Below are 16,133 nucleotides of genomic sequence, written 5' to 3' on the forward strand. Positions count from 1 at the left end.
AGGCTATTTGCGGATGATACTGCTCAGCGGTTTTTTCAACAGGCTTTCGCGCAGGGATGGCCGGGGTTGATCCGGGTTCGATTGCGAGAAGCTCGGTGTGGTGCGGGGCGGCGCCCGGTATGGATCCGGCCGGGGTTGCGCCGGCGGCTCATCCGAAAGCAATTGGCTACGGATCTGGTTGAACCGCTCAAGCTGCGGATTGGCGAGCTCGGCGCGCGGCAGCATTGCCGGATTATAAGGCTCGACAGCCGGCCCATCCGCCTCATGTTGCGGTGCTGGTGCGGTTTGGCTGAACGCACTGTTGTCTGCGAAACCATCCTCCACCGCAACAGGCTCATGGTCGAGCCCGCCGAGGCTTGCCGAGTAAGCCTGCTGGAAGCCGGAAATGTCCGGTCCGTGCATAGCGCGCATGCGCGACACGACGTTGCGCAGATCGACGGTGTCGGGGGTCTCGTCGGTTACCTTGACGGTAATGCCGTTGGCTTTCGGCAGGCTTTTTTCATCAACCCGGGTAAACCGCATGCGCATCGGCACCGCCACGGCCTCGCCGAACGCGATTGCTTCGCCATTGCCGATCGAGGAAATGAAGCTGGTGGTCGAAATCGACGAATTCGGAATGGCCGAGCGGATGATTTCCTGGTCGCGGTCGTTGGACAGACGCATGGCAAAGACCGTCGAGCACTGCGACAGGATGGTCGGATCAAGTTCGCCCGGGCGCTGGGTGATGATCCCCAGCGAGACACCGTACTTGCGGCCTTCCTTGGCAATGCGGGCGATGGCCTGACGGGTCGGAACGAAACCGAGGCTGATATCGGCTGGGACGTAGCGGTGAGCCTCCTCGCAGACGACCAGCATATGCACGCCGCCATTGCTCCAAAGCGCAATCTCGAACGCCATGCGGCAGAGCACGGAGGCAACGGAGTTGACGACTTCCGAGGGGATTCCGGCGAGCTGGAAGGTCGTGATCGGCCTGCCTTCGCCCGGAATACGGAAGATCTTGGCGATCGTCTCCAGGATCGTATCGGTGATCGTGTTCGACGAGAACATGAAATTGTAGCGTGGATCGTTGATCGCGCCGATCACCTTCACCTTCAGCGAACGCAGATGCGGCTTGTCGCTGCGGCCTTCGAGGCGCCCAATGCGCTCGTCGATCATCGCCAGCAGATCAGCCATGCGGTAGGGAACCGGCGTATCGGCGGTGATCGAGCTTTTTTCGCTGGTTCTGCGCGCCAGGCCGGACTCCGCCGAACCCTTGAAGGCACGCTTGGCGTCCGGAATGACATCGCGAAGGATATCGAGTTCTTCCGGTACCGGCGGCCGGCCGCGAAAAACCACCTCGGCGAACTCCTCAAGCCTCATCAGCCAGAAGGGTAGATCGAGGTTATCCGTATCGATGACCACGGCGATTTCGGGAAAGGCGGCGGCGAATTCGTTGTGCGGATCAAGGATCAGCACGCGCAGCTTCGGATCCGAGGCGATGGCCTTGTGCAGCAGCAGGCTGACGGCCGTCGATTTGCCGACGCCGGTGGTGCCGACGATGGCAAAATGCTTCGATAGCATCGAGGGGACATGGATGGCGGCGTCGAGGCTGTCGTCCTGGGTCAGCTTGCCGATGACACAGGTGTCGTTCTTGCCGGTGTCGTAGATGCGGGCAAGGTCGGCCGAGCGGATGCGATGGGCGATGGCACCGAGATAGGGATACTGGCTGATGCCGGCGGAAAATTCTTCGCGTCCGTTCGGGCTTAAATGAACTTCGCCCATCAGCTCCACTTCGATGCGGAACGTGTTGTCGAGTTCCTCACCCCATTCGTTGGTGGCGGTCTGCATGGAATAGACGAGCGCGACGACACGGTTCTTGCCGACCGTGATCGAGATCAGCCGGCCGACTGACCAGAGTTCGGTGAGCGACGTCTCGCCGTTTTCGGCAATGGCTGCGATGGTCGCCCGCGAACCGCTGCACGCAACGACGCGGCCGAGGAACCGGTTGCCCCGTTTCAGGGCATCGCGGCGATCCTGCTCTCCGGCGCTTATCGACGAATGTAGGTCATTGTTCAGCAATGGGAAACCTCTGGTCAAGAGTGTGCCATATTACTGGAAGGGATTTAACAAGTTGTTTCTTGGGCTTGCACGTGCCTGTATCGTTTTGGACTGGTTCCGGTTGTTTTCGGGAAAGGCGTTGACGGGGCGGATATTTCTGTTTATCAATCGCGCCCATGATCAATATCGCAGCAATTCTTGTGGTGGGACGGCGCATGGGCAGGATGGTGTAACCATCCGGCGATAGCACCCATGCGCAAAACACGAGGCCCTCAAGGGGCCTTTTTTTATGCCTTCAAACACGATACTCACAGCCAAAACGCGAACATGGACGGAAACAGGCCAATGAGCGGTACAGAAAGCCAGATGCAGATGACAGGGGCGGAAATTGTTCTTCAGGCACTGAGGGACAACGGTGTGGAGCATATTTTCGGTTATCCGGGCGGTGCCGTCCTGCCGATCTATGACGAAATCTTCCAGCAGGACGATATCGAGCATATCCTCGTGCGCCACGAGCAGGGCGCCGGCCACATGGCCGAAGGCTATGCCCGCTCGACCGGCAAGGTCGGTGTTATGCTGGTGACGTCCGGTCCGGGTGCGACCAACGCCGTCACGCCGCTGCAGGATGCGTTGATGGACAGTATCCCGCTCGTCTGCCTCACCGGCCAGGTTCCGACCTCGCTGATTGGCTCCGATGCCTTCCAGGAATGCGACACCGTCGGCATCACCCGGCCCTGCACCAAGCACAACTGGCTGGTCAAGGACGTCAATGAGCTGGCCAGCATCATCCATGAGGCGTTCCGCATCGCCCAGTCCGGCCGGCCTGGCCCGGTCGTCGTCGATATTCCCAAGGACGTCCAGTTCGCTACCGGCACCTATACGCCGCCTTCGGCAGCCAAGGTCCAGCACAGCTACCAGCCGAAGCTCCAGGGCGACATGCGCCATATCGAACAGGCCATCGAGTTGATGAAGGGCGCGCGCCGTCCGGTCATCTATTCCGGCGGCGGCGTTGTCAATTCCGGGCCGGAAGCATCGCAATTGCTGCGCGAACTGGTCGAGTTGACCAACTTCCCGATCACTTCGACGCTGATGGGGTTGGGCGCTTATCCGGCATCGGGCAAGAACTGGCTCGGTATGCTGGGCATGCACGGCACCTTCGAGGCCAATATGGCCATGCACGACTGCGACGTCATGGTCTGCATCGGCGCGCGCTTCGACGACCGTATCACCGGCCGTCTCAACGCCTTCTCGCCCAATTCCAAGAAAATCCATATCGACATCGATCCTTCATCGATCAACAAGACCGTGCGCGTCGATGTTCCGATCATCGGCGATGTCGGCAACGTTCTGGAAGACATGGTCCGCGTCTGGCGTGCCTTGGCCAAGGATGCCGACAAGACGCGTCTGGCCGAGTGGTGGGACGGTATCGCCCGCTGGCGCGGCCGCAATTCGCTTGCCTACAAGATGAGCGACGACGTCATCATGCCGCAATATGCCATTCAGCGCCTGTACGAGCTGACCAAGCACCGCGACACCTACATCACCACGGAAGTCGGCCAGCACCAGATGTGGGCGGCCCAGTTCTACGGCTTCGAGCATCCGAACCGCTGGATGACCTCGGGCGGCCTCGGCACCATGGGTTACGGTTTCCCGGCGGCGGTCGGCGTTCAGGTCGCCCATCCCGACAGTCTCGTCATTGACATTGCCGGAGATGCGTCGATCCAGATGTGCATTCAGGAAATGTCCTGCGCCGTGCAGTATAATCTGCCGGTCAAGATCTTCATCCTCAACAACCAGTACATGGGCATGGTTCGCCAGTGGCAGCAGCTGCTGCATGGCAACCGCCTGTCCAACTCCTACACCGAAGCCATGCCCGATTTCGTCAAGCTCGCCGAAGCCTATGGCGGCGTCGGCATTCGCTGCGAAAAGCCGGCCGACCTCGATGCAGCCATTCAGGCGATGATCGACAGCCCGGCGCCGGTGATCTTCGATTGCCGCGTCGCCAATCTCGCCAACTGCTTCCCGATGATCCCGTCGGGCAAGGCGCATAACGAGATGTTGTTGCCGGACGAAGCCACGGACGAAGCGGTCGCCAACGCGATCGACGCCAAGGGCCGCGCACTGGTTTGATGGAATAGGAAAAGGACACGATCATGAACGCACATCTTCAGCCGACCGGCTCCGCCTATTTCATCGCCAAGGAAACCGAGAAGGCGGAAAACCACACGCTTTCGGTTCTTGTCGACAACGAGCCGGGCGTCCTTGCCCGCGTCATCGGCCTGTTTTCCGGCCGTGGCTACAATATCGAAAGCCTGACGGTCTCGGAAACCGAGCACCAGTCGCACCTGTCGCGCATCACCATCGTCACGCGCGGCACGCCGCATGTGCTGGAGCAGATCAAGGCGCAGCTGGAGCGTATCGTACCGGTCCATCGCGTCGTCGATCTGACCGTGCGTGCTGCCGAGCTTGGCCACGACCGGCCGATCGAGCGCGAAGTGGCTCTGGTCAAGGTCAGCGGGCACGGTGAAAGCCGGGCGGAAACGCTGCGTCTCGCCGACGCCTTCCACGCCAAGGTAATTGACGCGACGCTCGAGCATTTTATTCTCGAAATCACCGGCAAATCCTCCAAGATCGACCAGTTCGTGGCGATCATGAAGCCGCTCGGCGTGCTCGAAGTCTGCCGCACCGGCATCGCGGCGATGAACCGCGGCCCACAGGGAATGTGAAATGACGAAGGGCGCCACTGGCGCCCTTCGTCATAAAGACTGTTTGCTCAAATCATCTCCAGCGGCATTTTCCTTTTCGGCGGCGGAAACGCCCTGTCGAGGATTGCCAGATCGTCGTCGGTCAGATGGACCTCGACCGTTGCCCGGTTTTCCCGCGCGCGCTCCGGCATTGCCGTTTTCGGAATGACGATGACGCCCCGATTTCGGATCAGGAAGGCAAGCGCCACCTGTGCGACCGTCGCCTGATGCGCCTTGGCGATATGGATGAGGTCGGGGTGGCGCATCAGCCGGCCCTCGTCGAGCGGCGAATAGGCCATGACGGGAACCCCGCGGGCCTGGCTGTCCTTCAGGAGGTCGTATTCGATCCCGCGGCGGGCGAGATTGTAGAGCACCTGGTTGGCTGCGACATGGCCGCCGTCCGGCACGCTGAGAAGCTCCTCCATATCGTCCGTATCGAAATTGGAGACGCCCCAGGCGCCGATCTTTCCGGCCTGGCGCAACGCTTGGAAGGCTTCGACTGTCTCGCGGAGCGGATAGCGGCCGCGCCAATGCAGCAGATAGAGGTCGATGTGATCGGTGCCGAGCCGCTTCAGGCTTGATTCGCAGGCCCTGATCGTGCCTTCGCGGCTGGCATTGGTGGGCAGCACCTTGCTGACGATGAAGGCATCGCCGCGGCGGCCCTTGACCGCTTCCGCCACGATCCGCTCGGCGCCGCCGTCGGCATACATTTCGGCGGTGTCGATCAGCGTCATGCCGAGATCGAGGCCGTGGCGCAGGCACCTGGTTTCGTCGGCGGCACTCGTCTTGCGCTCGCCCATGTGCCAGGTTCCCTGGCCGAGCACCGGGACGGTTTTGCCGCCGGGAAGGGATGTGGTGGGAATCGGGATTTGCATGCGAGACCTCTCACTTGTCGATGACGGCTACGTTGTTCGCATGTCAGCGTCATGATATACACAGTATATCATTGAGGCGCGGGCATGACCAAGGTCACAATCTCCAGATGGGGCAACAGTTCCGCTATCCGGTTGCCGAAGGCGGCCATGGATGAACTCGGCTTTGCGGACGGCGATACCGTCGATCTGACCGTTCGCAATGGTCAAGCCATCATTGAAAAGAAGCGGCTGCAACTGGCTCCTCCGTTGACGGAAATGATCGCCGAAATGGACCGTATCGGGTGGGAAAACGAACCCAAAACCGTCGATTGGGGGCCTGACGTCGGGTCCGAACGCTTCTACGATCATGACTGACAGGATCCCTGCTGCCGGCGACATCTATCTTGCCGATCTCGACTCGATAAGGGGGAGCGAGCAGTCCGGTGTCCGGCCGATTCTGATTATTTCCTCCAATCTCATGCATGAAAAATCACGGCGGGTGATCGTCTGTCCGATCACCGGCAATATGCAGGTCTGGGCAACGAAAGTGGCGCTGCCGGAAGGCTTGAAGACGTTGGGTATGGTTCTGGCCGATCAGGTCCGGGCGATCGACAAAAGCGAAAGGCTTCTTCGGCATGTCGAAACCGTTCCTGCAGACTTCGTCACAATCGTTCGCAGCTATGTCGGCCGGTTGCTCGAACTCGAAGTACCACCCTTTGCGCGCTGAGTGCTTCTTGTCACCATGACAAGTTTCGGGTGGCCTTTGAAGATAGGTCAATTAACCTGACATAAGTGCATCGGGAGGACTTCATGCAGGCCGACACGCTTCTGGCGCTGTTTCTTTTTGCGTTCACGACATCGATCACGCCAGGCCCGAACAACATGATGCTGTTCGCCTCGGGCGTCAATTTCGGTTTTGCCCGCACCGTCCCGCACATGCTCGGCATCGGCGCCGGGTTCCTGACGCTATTGATTGCTGTCGGCCTTGGACTGGGCGCGCTTCTGCATTCCCTGCCGCTGCTTTATACGGGGTTGAAATTCGCAGGCGGTGCCTATCTCGTCTGGATCGCCTGGAAGATCGGTTCGTCGCGGACGCTGTCGGAGGGCAAGGCGGGTGCCGTGCCGATGACATTCGTGCAGGCGGCGGCATTCCAGTGGATCAATCCGAAGGCGTGGGTGATGGCCGTGACGGCGATGGCGACCTATACGACCGAGCAGAGCTATCAGGCGAGCGTCCTCATCGTCGGTGCCATCTTTGCCATCGTCAACGTTCCCAGTGTTTCGACCTGGGCCGGTTTCGGCTCGGCGCTTCGGCAATGGCTGTCCGAACCGGCGCGGCTGAAATGGTTCAACATCACCATGGCGGTCTTGCTCGTTCTCAGTCTTTGGCCGATGCTGCGATAGCAGGCGAAGCATGGTCTATTTCCAGACCGGATGGGGATGCAGGCATGTCGGACATGGTTACCTCGATCGTTATCGGCATTGCCTTCATTACCGGTGCACTTGTCATCGTCTTCGGCTGCTATTTCGCGGCGCGGAAATTGCTCAATCCTGGCCTGGAAGGCGATCGGACCCATGATGCGGCAGCGACAGTTGCAGTGCGCATCGCTGCCTTGCACGGTCTCATCCTCGCCCTGGTCTATGCGCAGGAACTCGACGACTACAAAGGTATACGTAACAATCTGATGGAAGAGGCTGTGGCGATATCCGATGTGTACACCGACGCGGGGCGATATGGCGGGCCGGTCGTCGCACCGATTCAACGCGGTCTGTCCAGCTATGTGGTGACCGTTGTCGGCGAAGAATGGGACATGCTCGGACATGATCAGGGGCTGTCCGCCAGGGCCTGGGTCGAATGGAACGGCGTTTATGACCGGCTGCTCGATCTGATGCCGGAAACGGACCGCCAGCGCTATCTGGCCAATCGGATGCGCGACCGAGCCACTGCGATTGCGCGCTTCCGCCAGATTCGCGAAGAGACGGCGGCGGGCGGATTTGGCGGGATGTTCTGGGCGCCGGCTTTGATCGGCCTTTGCCTGCTTTCCATCCCGTTCTATGTCTATCGTCCGACGCGGACACATATGTTCCTGCTGTCGATTTTCGGCGCCTATTCGGGTGTCGTCCTGTTCTTCATTTTTGCTTTTTCGAACCCGTTCGAGCAACCCGGAAAGCTGGCTCCCGTGGCTTTCGAAAATCTGCTGCGTGGGGATATCGGCAAGGGCGTGTCGCCCGCCGCCCTGACCGGAGAACCCAGTCCATGACAACCGAGGACGCCATGCACGATCACGACGATCACGATCACCACGACAATCATTTCTCCGGGATGCAGGCCCGGGTGAAGGCGCTCGAAACCGTGCTGACCCAGAAGGGATTGATCGATCCGGCGGCGATCGATGCGATCGTCGATACCTATGAGACGAAGATCGGTCCGCGCAACGGCGCCCGGGTGGTGGCCAAGGCCTGGAGCGATCCGGGCTTTGCCGACTGGCTGGGCCGCGACGCCACGGCGGCGATTGCGAGCCTTGGGTATACGGGGCGGCAGGGCGAGCATATGCGTGCGGTGTTCAACACGCCGGAAACCCACAATCTCGTCGTCTGCACGCTTTGCTCCTGCTATCCCTGGGCCGTGCTTGGCCTGCCACCGGTCTGGTACAAGGCGCCGCCCTATCGTTCGCGCGCGGTGATCGATCCGCGCGGGGTGCTTGAGGAATTCGGCGTAACGCTGCCTGACGCCAAGAAAATCCGCGTTTGGGATTCAACGGCCGAACTTCGCTATATCGTCATTCCAGAACGCCCCGCCGGCACCGAAAACCTCGGCCAGGAGGCGCTTGCCGATCTGGTGACGCGCGATTCGATGATCGGCACGGGGCTGGCGATTGAGGCCGGAGGCACGCGATGAACGGCGCGCAGGATCTTGGCGGGCAGCATGGCATGGGTCCAGTGGCGCCGGAAAAGGACGAGCCGTATTTCCATGCGGAATGGGAAAAGCGGGCGCTCGGCCTGACGCTCTCCTGCGGTGCCTTCGGAGCGTGGACGATCGACGAGAGCCGGCATGCGCGCGAAAGCCTATCCCCGGCGACCTATCTCTCGGCCAGCTATTACGAAATCTGGACTCGCGCGCTGGAGACCCTGCTGAAGCGGCATGGTTTCGTTTCCGCCGCCGAACTGGCCGCTGGCCGGATGCTGGACAAGGGCAGGGAACCCAAGCGTATTCTGACGGCGGACATGGTTCCCGGCGTTCTGGCCAAGGGCGGGCCGTGCGACCGGCCGGTGTCCGCGGGACCGGTCTTTGCAGCCGGTGACCGGGTACGGACGAAAAACTTCAATCCGAAGACCCATACGCGGCTGCCGCGCTATGCCCGCGCCAAGACCGGCATTGTCGAAGCCGTGCAGGGTTCGTTCGTCTTTCCCGACGATAACGCCCATGCCAAGGGCGAGAATCCGCAGTGGGTCTACACGGTTGTTTTCGACGGCGGTGAAATCTGGGGCGAGGGGGCCGATCCCTCCCTTACTGTTTCGATCGATGCATGGGAGAGTTATCTTGAACGCGCATGAGCCTTCGCTCACGTCCTCTCCGGGACTGCCGAAATCCACCGAGGGTGACCCTGTCTTCGCAGAGCCATGGCAGGCGGAAGCTTTTGCCATGACCGTCCGCCTGCACGAAAAGGGCGTTTTTTCCTGGAGCGAATGGGCCGAAGCCTTGTCGCACGAACTGTACAAACCCGGCCGCCGGGCCGACGCCAGCGACTATTTCGATTGCTGGGTCGCAGCCCTTTCCCGCCTCGTCACCGAACTGTCGATCACCTCGCAGGATAATCTCGACCAACTGACGCAGAGTTGGCAGAGAGCAGCCGAGGCGACACCGCATGGCAGGCCTATCCTCTTGGAAAATGATCCGGAACGCTGATCTCTGCCAATGACTTGGTCAGGGCAGGGTGCTTTCACATCCTGCACTCACTTTACGGGCGTATCGCCCTCAGGTCTCGAATTGCCGGTAACATTCCTCGGCGATTTGCTGCAGCTTAGCGCGGCTGACCTCGCCGGTGACGGCATAGCCGATGGCGCCATCGATCCAGTAGAATGTTTCGAGCGATCCTGTGGATTCAAAGCGGAAGCTGGTTTCGCCGTTCTGCGGGTTTTTGCCGAGAAGAACGGTCAGACGTTGTCCGGCCGTGTCCTGATACATCAACATAGCCCCGGCCTTGCCGTTGACCGGCAGGAGCCTGCCGCCGACAAGCGAAAATCCCAGGCCTTTGAGGTCCGGAGCAACCAGCTTGTAGTCGAGGCGCTTGCCGAGCCAGGTGACCAGATGTTCCTCCTGATCGGCGCCGACCTCGACCGGATGGCGCTTTTCGCTGGCATAGACGAGGAATGCCGTCTTGCTCTGGCCGGGCAGGCTTTCGAACATGGCGGTGTTTTCGGCCGGCGCGGGCTGGCTGAGCAGCCGCCCGCCGTAGATCCCCGCAGCCGTGCCCGACAGGAAGAGAATAAGCGAGGCGGCGATGAGGGCTGTCTGGCGCCAGACCGCCGAGGACGTTCTGGCAGGAGCAGCCTTGCTCACCAGCTTGCCGTCATTTTCGCCTGGTCGCGCATAGCTGGAGAAGGCTGCTTTCAATTCCGTCGCCTGTGCCTGCCACTGCCGGATCTCGGCGTCTTCCTCCGGATGGTCCTTCAACCAGAGTTCGATCTCGCGCCGGCGTTGCTCGTCGAGAAAGCCGTCAACATAGGCGTGGAGGTCTATTTCGGTGACCGGTTTGTGGTTGTCAGTCATTTCGGTCTCCGCAGTGTCACAATGTTGTTCTCGGCCAGATGCGCCGCCATCTGACGGCGCGCGCGCGACAGGCGGGACATGACGGTGCCGATCGGGATGGCCAGCATGTCGGCGACATCCTGATAGCCATACCCCTCGATGACGACGAGCATCAGCACTGAACGGTGGTCCGCGCTCAGCGCATTGAGCGCGTCGTGCAGCCGGGTCTTTTCCAGCGGGTCGCCGGACACGTCCTCGGCTGTCAGGCCCAGTGTATCGTCGAGTTCTACCGACGGGTGCTGAACGACGCGCCGGTGCCGGTCGCGGTACAGATTGGTCATGATGGTGAAGGCCCAGGCCCGCAGGTTGATGCCGCGCCATTGGCCGCGGCGAACCAGCACCTTCTCGATGCAGTCCTGCAAAAGGTCTTCGCCATCGCTGTCGGATTTGGCAAGGCTGCGGGAATAGCGCCGCAGCGACGGCACCAGCGACAGGATCTGCTTTTCAAACGTCTCGGCGGAAGGGGGATGTTCCCCCTTCACGCGCGTATCGGGATCATGGGCGTGCGGCATCCCAGACCTTTCCTACACCGTCGCCGGTGGCGTCGCCCTTTTTCGCGTCCTTGACGAAGAAGTAGAGCGGCATGCCCTTGAGAGCCCATTGTTTCTTGCCATCCTTGCGCTCGACCAGCGTATAGTCGCCGTCGGCCTTGGCCGAAGCGTCGCCGAGGAAAGGCGGCCAGTTGGCGGCGCATTTATCATAGCAGTAGGATTCGCCTTTTTCATCCTTCTTGTAGGTATAGAGCGTCATGCCGTTTTGGGCGGCCAGCACCTTGCCCTTGCCGGTCTCGACGGTCTGGACCACCGGGGCGGCGAAGGCGGAGGCGGCTGATATCAGGGAGAATGCGGTAACGAGCGGAAGGAGTCTCATTGGATGTGTCCTCTTTCGAATTTTCCGAACGAACCGCCGTTTAGCCGGTTCGAACATAAGACACATCAGGGCCGCTTCTTATTCCCGGTTTGAGCAAAAACTTATTGCGGCGGCATGGCCCTTGAGGCGACGATGCGGGCAAGTGTCGGGCCGACGGCCATGATCATCAGCAACCGGGCCGTCTGTAGCGCCATCACGAAGGGCACATCGACATCGCTGGACGCAGCGATGATGGCGATCGAATCCATGCCGCCGGGGCTGGTGGCAAGATAGGCCGTCAGCGGGTCGATGCCGGCGGCCTTGACGAGGATATAGGCAAGCAGCCCGGAAAAGCCGATCAGGACGAGGATGGAAACGATCGTCGGGACCAGCGCGCGGCGGGCATGCGCAAGGATCGGGCGGGTGAAGCCCAGCCCGATATTCCAACCGAGCATGGCATAGCTCAGCGCCAGCAGCCATTCGGGGATCTCGATGACCAGCATGCCGCTGACGCTGAGCGCTGCGCCCAGCAGGAACGGCACCAGAAACACGCCGGCCGGCAGACGCAACCATTTGCCGAGACAGCCGCCGGCAAGGGCAAGGGCCAGCGTTTCAAGGAAGGGAACGAGGTGGATCGGCCCGAACCAGACGATTTCGGGGCCGGGTCCATCGACGCCTGCCCAGTAGCGCGCCACGATCGAGGCTGCGGCGGCAACGAAGACGACGCGCAGATATTGCATGAAGGCGACCAGGCGGACATCGGCGCCATAGGCGTCGGCCATGACCAGCATCGAGGTGGCAGCCCCGGCCGAAGAGCCCCAGATCGCCGTCGTGCCGGGCAGAATGTTGAGCTTGCTGATGACGAAGCCGCTCAGCGTGCTCATGGCGATGACCGAAAGCACGATCGCAAGGAAAAGCGGCCAGTTTGAAAAGAAGGTCGTCAGAATGCCGGGGCGGATGGTTTCGGCGATCATCGTGCCGATCAGCGCCTGGGCGCAGAGAAAGGCGGGTCTCGGCAGGCGGATGGTGCCGCCATTCATACCGACGATGGCGCCCGCCACCATCGGTCCCATCAAAAGGGCCGCCGGAATGCCGGTGAGTTCGAGCCCGGCGGCAAGGACTGCGGAAAGCAGGAGCAGGAAGCCCCATTGGAATGCGATAGTCCAGCGGCCGATGCCCGAGGCCACGGGAGCGGACGGGTCTTCGGAAGGTTCAGGCGTCACGTTGGGTACTTTCGAATTACACGAGAGGCAGCGCTTGGGAGGCGGGCGGATAAGGTATTATCATGAGCGGCCACCCTGGGATATGCGGGCGATGTGGCACTTTCTTGCGGTAACCGGCACTTTGAAGCGAAATGTGATGCGGCGGGGGCAGCACGGCGAACTGCCGGCCAGCGCTGCAGGGCGCGACAGGTCCCTGCGAATCGGGCAATAGAACAAACATGGAATTCGCACCGCAACAGGATGAGGCCCTCAAGGCCGTTTCGCGCTGGTTGAAGGAAGGGCGCTCGCCGCTGTTCCGGCTGTTCGGTTATGCCGGAACCGGCAAGACGACGCTTGCCCGGCATTTTGCCGAGAATGTCGATGGCGAAGTTCTCTTTGCCGCCTTCACCGGCAAGGCGGCGCAGGTACTGCGCTCGAAGGGCGCAACGAATGCCCGGACCATCCATTCGCTGATCTACCGGCCGCGCGGCGAGGAAGAGGTGTCCGACGAGGAGACCGGCAAGACCTCGATCGCGCCGATGTTCTCGATCAACCGGCAGTCGCCTGTCGCCAAGGCGGCGCTGATCATCATCGACGAGTGCTCGATGGTCGACGAGGCGCTCGGCCGGGACCTGATGAGCTTCGGCACGCCCATTCTGGTGCTGGGCGATCCGGGCCAGCTGCCGCCGGTGTCCGGTGGCGGTTACTTCACCAATGAGGAGCCGGACTACCTGCTGACGGATATCCACCGTCAGGCGCGCGACAATCCGATCATCCAGCTTGCCATGCATGTGCGCGAAGGCAAGGAGATCATGCATGGAGACTATGGCTCGACGGCCAGGGTGATTTCCAAGAACGAGGTGACGCAAAGCCTGGTGCTCGACGCCGATCAGGTGCTGGTCGGCACCAACAAGACGCGGCGGCGCTACAACATGCGGCTGCGCGAGCTGAAAGGGTTTACGACCGAGTATCCGCAATCCGGTGACAAGCTTGTCTGCCTGCGCAACGATCCGGCCAAGGGCCTTCTCAACGGTTCGCTCTGGCAGGTGATGACCTCGTCGAAGGAAACGGTGAAGCCGGGCATCAATCTGATGATCCGTCCGGAAGACGACGACATGGACCGGGGTGCAGCCAAGATCAAGCTGTTGAAAACCGCGTTCGAGGATGTCGAAGGGGAAATTCCGTGGTCGACGCGCAAGCGCTACGACGAGTTCGATTACGGCTATGCGCTGACCGTGCACAAGGCTCAAGGCTCGCAGTGGAACGACGTTGTGCTGTTCGACGAGAGCTGGGCTTTTCGCGATACCCGCGAGCGCTGGCTCTATACCGCGATCACCCGTGCGGCCGAGACGCTGACGATCGTGCGCTGACGCCTATTCAGCCTATACAAATCCCAAAAGCACAGCCTTGGCGACCGCCTGAAAGCGGTTGTGGCCGTTGAACTTGCGGATGATGTCGGATTCGAGGGTCAGAACGGCAGTCAGGTCCATGTCCATCATCGTGGCGATGCGGTTTGCCGGATAGCCTTCGGCCATGAACGTAAGGCATTTCGTCTCGATCGGCGAAAGATGGATGGGTGGCAGGGCCGTGCGCTCCGGATTGTCGCCGTCGGCCACCGATTCCAGGAGCTCGCTGATCCGTTGCATCTGGCGCCGCAGGATGGACTGCTGGGCCGCAAGTTCCCGCTTTCGGGCGTGCAGCGCGTTTTCGAAAATCTGCGCGGCATCCTTCTGGCTGGTCGAGGCGCTGAGTGCTGACATCAGGTCCTGTATGGCCGCGATCGGCATATCGATCTCGCGGCAGGCATTGATGACGGTCATGCGCCGGATGTCCTCCAGTCCGTAGACCCGCATCGGTCCCATCCTGTCGGCCGACAACAGGCCCTTTTCCTCGTAGAAATGCAGGGTGCGGTGGGTCACCCCGAAGGCATCGGCCATGTCGGCGATGGCGACATGATTGTCCGCAATGGTTCCCGGCAAAGGCAGATGGGGAAGAAAGCCGGGCCGGCTACCCGGTGCAGAAGGATGTGGTTTTCCGTGTTCTGGCATAGCGTGAAAAAGCCCCCCGCTGATCGACTGGCGGGAAAATATCCTGGAAACGGCAACCGCCTGTGACGCATCAGGACGCGGCGCGCGTTTCCCTGGGCTGCTCTTAAGGCCTGCACGCCATCCCTGGGGAAGGATACTCGCAACCATCGTGCGCGCCTGATGAGCGACCAGGCTTTCTCCCACTTGCACAGTTACAATACACGCCCGGCGCGTATATGAACAGCTAGTAACTTTTGGGGCGAAATCTGGGGTTTTTCGGCAGATTCTCGTGTTTCGAGCCGGGATATACGATTTGGAAGGGAAGATTATCCCGGCTCTTGTTCTGCGGGTGAAAACAACCCAGCCTTGCTAGCGGATGAGAGTCAGGGGCAATGCACCGGCATTGATCTCGAATTTCAGCTTCCGCTGATGATGGACCGACAGTTTCTCTTGGCAGGACTTGGCTTCCTGGAAAGCCTCGCGGGTCTGCTGATGGCGGTAAGCGTCGGTCAGGACCATGCATTCCATCAACGGGCTATCGATCTTCGTTGCACTGGCGTAGCGGAAAATATTGCCATCGGGCGCCAGAACCTTGGCTGCAAGTGCCAGGCTCTCGTAGAGAATGTCGGCTTCGCTCGCCAACTGCGCGCCACCGATAAACTGGTCGTAGAGAATGTCCGCCGCCGCATCGCTGTTGATCAGGACCCGAACGCCCGCCGGTGATTTCTGCGGCAGGATGGACACGGTGAAAGCCAGCGGATCGGCAACCGGGGGCGTCGGCCGTCGCCAGGATACAGCGGCTGGCACCGCGGCAATCGTCCGGTAATGCGATGCGGCGTTGCGAAATGCATCGGCAAAAAGCCCGGCCGTTCCGCCGCGTGGCCATTGCGATCGGATCATTATTTTTGGCAGGTCATCGGCGAACTTGCGTTCAAGCACAGCACCGTGCAGGCCCGATTGGGCCGGAATGTTGACGCTCATCGCCGGCGATGACAAAGGAACGAAAATCAAAAGTGGCAGGACCGACAAGACCGCAAGCGGCGAGGATAGGGGCGCAGGCAGCCACGAGAAACGTCTGTTTGCGGTCCGCCGCGATGGGGCAGCGGCACGTGCCACATCTGCCKCCAGGGGCGGTGAAATCCGCTGGCGCTTGTATTCGGGCACATAGGTGCCCTTCGGAATGTCGATGCGCCAGAGATCCTGTGCACCTTCGCCGGCATAATAGGCCGCCAGCAACTTTCGCAGCTTGCCGGCATGGACGCGCACCAGCGGATCGCTATCGGCATTGAAGGCCTGCGGCCGGTCGAAAACGTCGATGCCGATCGTGTAGCCCTTCAACTGGTGTCCCGTACCCTCGATCTCCTTGTCGACGACATATTTCAGGAAGGCGCGCAGGCGCTCGGAGCGGGAAAAAAGTGCGCTCGACATCACGGCGTCAAGGGATTGACGGATCGTCTGGTCGTCCGGTCTCTCGTGTTGCGCCATTATCGTGTTTCTCCCAAAGACGCCATCGGGTCCATCGCGCCTTTGTCGGGAGCGGAGGGCGACGGGGTTGTGTCGAGGCAAAAACGAGGGCTCATCGGTTCCGGCTTGGATGATTGCGTGGGGTT

General features: G+C 61.0%; 18 protein-coding genes. 10 read left to right on the forward strand and 8 right to left on the reverse strand.

Features of this window, described 5'->3' with window-relative positions:
- Positions 1-3 precede the first annotated feature (3 nt).
- Positions 4-2,058 (reverse strand): ATP-binding protein, encoded by a 2,055-nt coding sequence (locus tag AC1D17_RS05690; RefSeq protein WP_477564442.1) that lies wholly within the window; start codon positions 2,056-2,058, stop codon positions 4-6.
- A 324-nt stretch (positions 2,059-2,382) separates the two neighbouring features.
- Here AC1D17_RS05690 and AC1D17_RS05695 point away from each other — a divergent pair, with 324 nt between their 5' ends.
- Positions 2,383-4,167, forward strand: a complete 1,785-nt coding sequence (locus tag AC1D17_RS05695) for an acetolactate synthase 3 large subunit (RefSeq protein WP_477564443.1) — start codon at positions 2,383-2,385, stop codon at positions 4,165-4,167.
- Between the two features lie 23 nt (positions 4,168-4,190).
- Positions 4,191-4,763: an acetolactate synthase small subunit gene (ilvN, locus tag AC1D17_RS05700; protein WP_264223667.1), complete on the forward strand. Its 573-nt coding sequence runs from the start codon at positions 4,191-4,193 to the stop codon at positions 4,761-4,763.
- 47 nt (positions 4,764-4,810) lie between these two features.
- Here ilvN and AC1D17_RS05705 read toward each other — a convergent pair whose 3' ends face one another.
- Entirely contained in the window at positions 4,811-5,656 is an 846-nt protein-coding gene (locus AC1D17_RS05705; RefSeq protein WP_477564444.1) for an aldo/keto reductase, read from the reverse strand.
- A gap of 84 nt (positions 5,657-5,740) precedes the next feature.
- Here AC1D17_RS05705 and AC1D17_RS05710 point away from each other — a divergent pair, with 84 nt between their 5' ends.
- The 7 genes from AC1D17_RS05710 to AC1D17_RS05740 all read left to right on the forward strand — a co-directional run bounded on the left by AC1D17_RS05710 (position 5,741) and on the right by AC1D17_RS05740 (position 9,542).
- Positions 5,741-6,010, forward strand: a complete 270-nt coding sequence (locus tag AC1D17_RS05710) for an AbrB/MazE/SpoVT family DNA-binding domain-containing protein (RefSeq protein WP_477564445.1) — start codon at positions 5,741-5,743, stop codon at positions 6,008-6,010.
- Positions 6,003-6,362 carry a type II toxin-antitoxin system PemK/MazF family toxin gene (locus AC1D17_RS05715; RefSeq protein WP_477564446.1) on the forward strand — a complete coding sequence of 120 codons (360 nt, stop codon included), beginning with the start codon at positions 6,003-6,005 and terminating at the stop codon, positions 6,360-6,362. Before AC1D17_RS05710 ends, AC1D17_RS05715 begins: the two co-directional genes overlap by 8 nt.
- Before the next feature lie 83 nt (positions 6,363-6,445).
- Positions 6,446-7,039 (forward strand): LysE family translocator, encoded by a 594-nt coding sequence (locus AC1D17_RS05720; protein ID WP_477564447.1) that lies wholly within the window; start codon positions 6,446-6,448, stop codon positions 7,037-7,039.
- Positions 7,040-7,083: 44 nt separating this feature from the next.
- The gene (locus AC1D17_RS05725) at positions 7,084-7,896 is read left to right on the forward strand and encodes a bestrophin-like domain (RefSeq protein ID WP_477564448.1); all 813 of its coding nucleotides are present in this window, start codon (positions 7,084-7,086) and stop codon (positions 7,894-7,896) included.
- A 14-nt stretch (positions 7,897-7,910) separates the two neighbouring features.
- The gene (nthA, locus tag AC1D17_RS05730) at positions 7,911-8,534 is read left to right on the forward strand and encodes a nitrile hydratase subunit alpha (RefSeq protein ID WP_477564504.1); all 624 of its coding nucleotides are present in this window, start codon (positions 7,911-7,913) and stop codon (positions 8,532-8,534) included.
- Positions 8,531-9,190, forward strand: coding sequence for a nitrile hydratase subunit beta (gene nthB, locus AC1D17_RS05735; RefSeq protein ID WP_477564449.1), 660 nt, complete (start codon positions 8,531-8,533; stop codon positions 9,188-9,190). The genes nthA and nthB overlap by 4 nt, the downstream gene beginning before the upstream one ends.
- On the forward strand, positions 9,159-9,542 hold the full coding sequence (locus tag AC1D17_RS05740) for a nitrile hydratase accessory protein (protein ID WP_477564450.1): 384 nt from the start codon (positions 9,159-9,161) through the stop codon (positions 9,540-9,542). The genes nthB and AC1D17_RS05740 overlap by 32 nt, the downstream gene beginning before the upstream one ends.
- Positions 9,543-9,611: 69 nt before the next feature.
- Here the strand turns inward: AC1D17_RS05740 and AC1D17_RS05745 are convergent, their stop codons facing one another.
- The 4 genes from AC1D17_RS05745 to AC1D17_RS05760 all read right to left on the reverse strand — a co-directional run bounded on the left by AC1D17_RS05745 (position 9,612) and on the right by AC1D17_RS05760 (position 12,517).
- Complete coding sequence (locus tag AC1D17_RS05745; protein ID WP_477564451.1) at positions 9,612-10,406, reverse strand: anti-sigma factor family protein; 795 nt, start codon at positions 10,404-10,406, stop codon at positions 9,612-9,614.
- Positions 10,403-10,957 carry an RNA polymerase sigma factor gene (locus AC1D17_RS05750; protein WP_477564452.1) on the reverse strand — a complete coding sequence of 185 codons (555 nt, stop codon included), beginning with the start codon at positions 10,955-10,957 and terminating at the stop codon, positions 10,403-10,405. The genes AC1D17_RS05745 and AC1D17_RS05750 overlap by 4 nt, the downstream gene beginning before the upstream one ends.
- Positions 10,941-11,315, reverse strand: a complete 375-nt coding sequence (locus AC1D17_RS05755; RefSeq protein ID WP_477564453.1) for a COG4315 family predicted lipoprotein — start codon at positions 11,313-11,315, stop codon at positions 10,941-10,943. Before AC1D17_RS05755 ends, AC1D17_RS05750 begins: the two co-directional genes overlap by 17 nt.
- A 101-nt stretch (positions 11,316-11,416) precedes the next feature.
- The gene (locus AC1D17_RS05760; protein WP_477564454.1) at positions 11,417-12,517 is read right to left on the reverse strand and encodes an AbrB family transcriptional regulator; all 1,101 of its coding nucleotides are present in this window, start codon (positions 12,515-12,517) and stop codon (positions 11,417-11,419) included.
- A 218-nt stretch (positions 12,518-12,735) separates the two neighbouring features.
- Between AC1D17_RS05760 and AC1D17_RS05765 the strand changes: the two genes are divergently transcribed.
- Entirely contained in the window at positions 12,736-13,866 is a 1,131-nt protein-coding gene (locus AC1D17_RS05765) for an ATP-dependent DNA helicase (protein WP_477564455.1), read from the forward strand.
- Between the two features lie 12 nt (positions 13,867-13,878).
- On the opposite strand, the gene AC1D17_RS05770 is transcribed toward AC1D17_RS05765, so the two are convergent.
- Positions 13,879-14,544: a MerR family transcriptional regulator gene (locus AC1D17_RS05770; protein WP_477564456.1), complete on the reverse strand. Its 666-nt coding sequence runs from the start codon at positions 14,542-14,544 to the stop codon at positions 13,879-13,881.
- A 348-nt stretch (positions 14,545-14,892) separates the two neighbouring features.
- Positions 14,893-16,008: a hypothetical protein gene (locus tag AC1D17_RS05775; protein WP_477564457.1), complete on the reverse strand. Its 1,116-nt coding sequence runs from the start codon at positions 16,006-16,008 to the stop codon at positions 14,893-14,895.
- Between the last annotated feature and the right edge of the window lie 125 nt (positions 16,009-16,133).

It is taken from the genome of Pararhizobium sp. P1_E7, from assembly GCF_056405855.1.

Excerpts from the sequence above, each read along its gene's own strand:
- AC1D17_RS05695 (WP_477564443.1), top strand. The coding sequence starts at position 2,383 with ATGAGCGGTACAGAAAGCCAGATGCAGATGACAGGGGCGGAAATTGTT.
- ilvN (WP_264223667.1), top strand. The coding sequence starts at position 4,191 with ATGAACGCACATCTTCAGCCGACCGGCTCCGCCTATTTCATCGCCAAG.
- AC1D17_RS05705 (WP_477564444.1), bottom strand. The coding sequence starts at position 5,656 with ATGCAAATCCCGATTCCCACCACATCCCTTCCCGGCGGCAAAACCGTC.
- AC1D17_RS05710 (WP_477564445.1), top strand. The coding sequence starts at position 5,741 with ATGACCAAGGTCACAATCTCCAGATGGGGCAACAGTTCCGCTATCCGG.
- AC1D17_RS05715 (WP_477564446.1), top strand. The coding sequence starts at position 6,003 with ATGACTGACAGGATCCCTGCTGCCGGCGACATCTATCTTGCCGATCTC.
- AC1D17_RS05720 (WP_477564447.1), top strand. The coding sequence starts at position 6,446 with ATGCAGGCCGACACGCTTCTGGCGCTGTTTCTTTTTGCGTTCACGACA.
- AC1D17_RS05725 (WP_477564448.1), top strand. The coding sequence starts at position 7,084 with ATGTCGGACATGGTTACCTCGATCGTTATCGGCATTGCCTTCATTACC.
- nthA (WP_477564504.1), top strand. The coding sequence starts at position 7,911 with ATGCACGATCACGACGATCACGATCACCACGACAATCATTTCTCCGGG.
- nthB (WP_477564449.1), top strand. The coding sequence starts at position 8,531 with ATGAACGGCGCGCAGGATCTTGGCGGGCAGCATGGCATGGGTCCAGTG.
- AC1D17_RS05740 (WP_477564450.1), top strand. The coding sequence starts at position 9,159 with ATGCATGGGAGAGTTATCTTGAACGCGCATGAGCCTTCGCTCACGTCC.
- AC1D17_RS05745 (WP_477564451.1), bottom strand. The coding sequence starts at position 10,406 with ATGACTGACAACCACAAACCGGTCACCGAAATAGACCTCCACGCCTAT.
- AC1D17_RS05750 (WP_477564452.1), bottom strand. The coding sequence starts at position 10,957 with ATGCCGCACGCCCATGATCCCGATACGCGCGTGAAGGGGGAACATCCC.
- AC1D17_RS05755 (WP_477564453.1), bottom strand. The coding sequence starts at position 11,315 with ATGAGACTCCTTCCGCTCGTTACCGCATTCTCCCTGATATCAGCCGCC.
- AC1D17_RS05765 (WP_477564455.1), top strand. The coding sequence starts at position 12,736 with ATGGAATTCGCACCGCAACAGGATGAGGCCCTCAAGGCCGTTTCGCGC.
- AC1D17_RS05770 (WP_477564456.1), bottom strand. The coding sequence starts at position 14,544 with ATGCCAGAACACGGAAAACCACATCCTTCTGCACCGGGTAGCCGGCCC.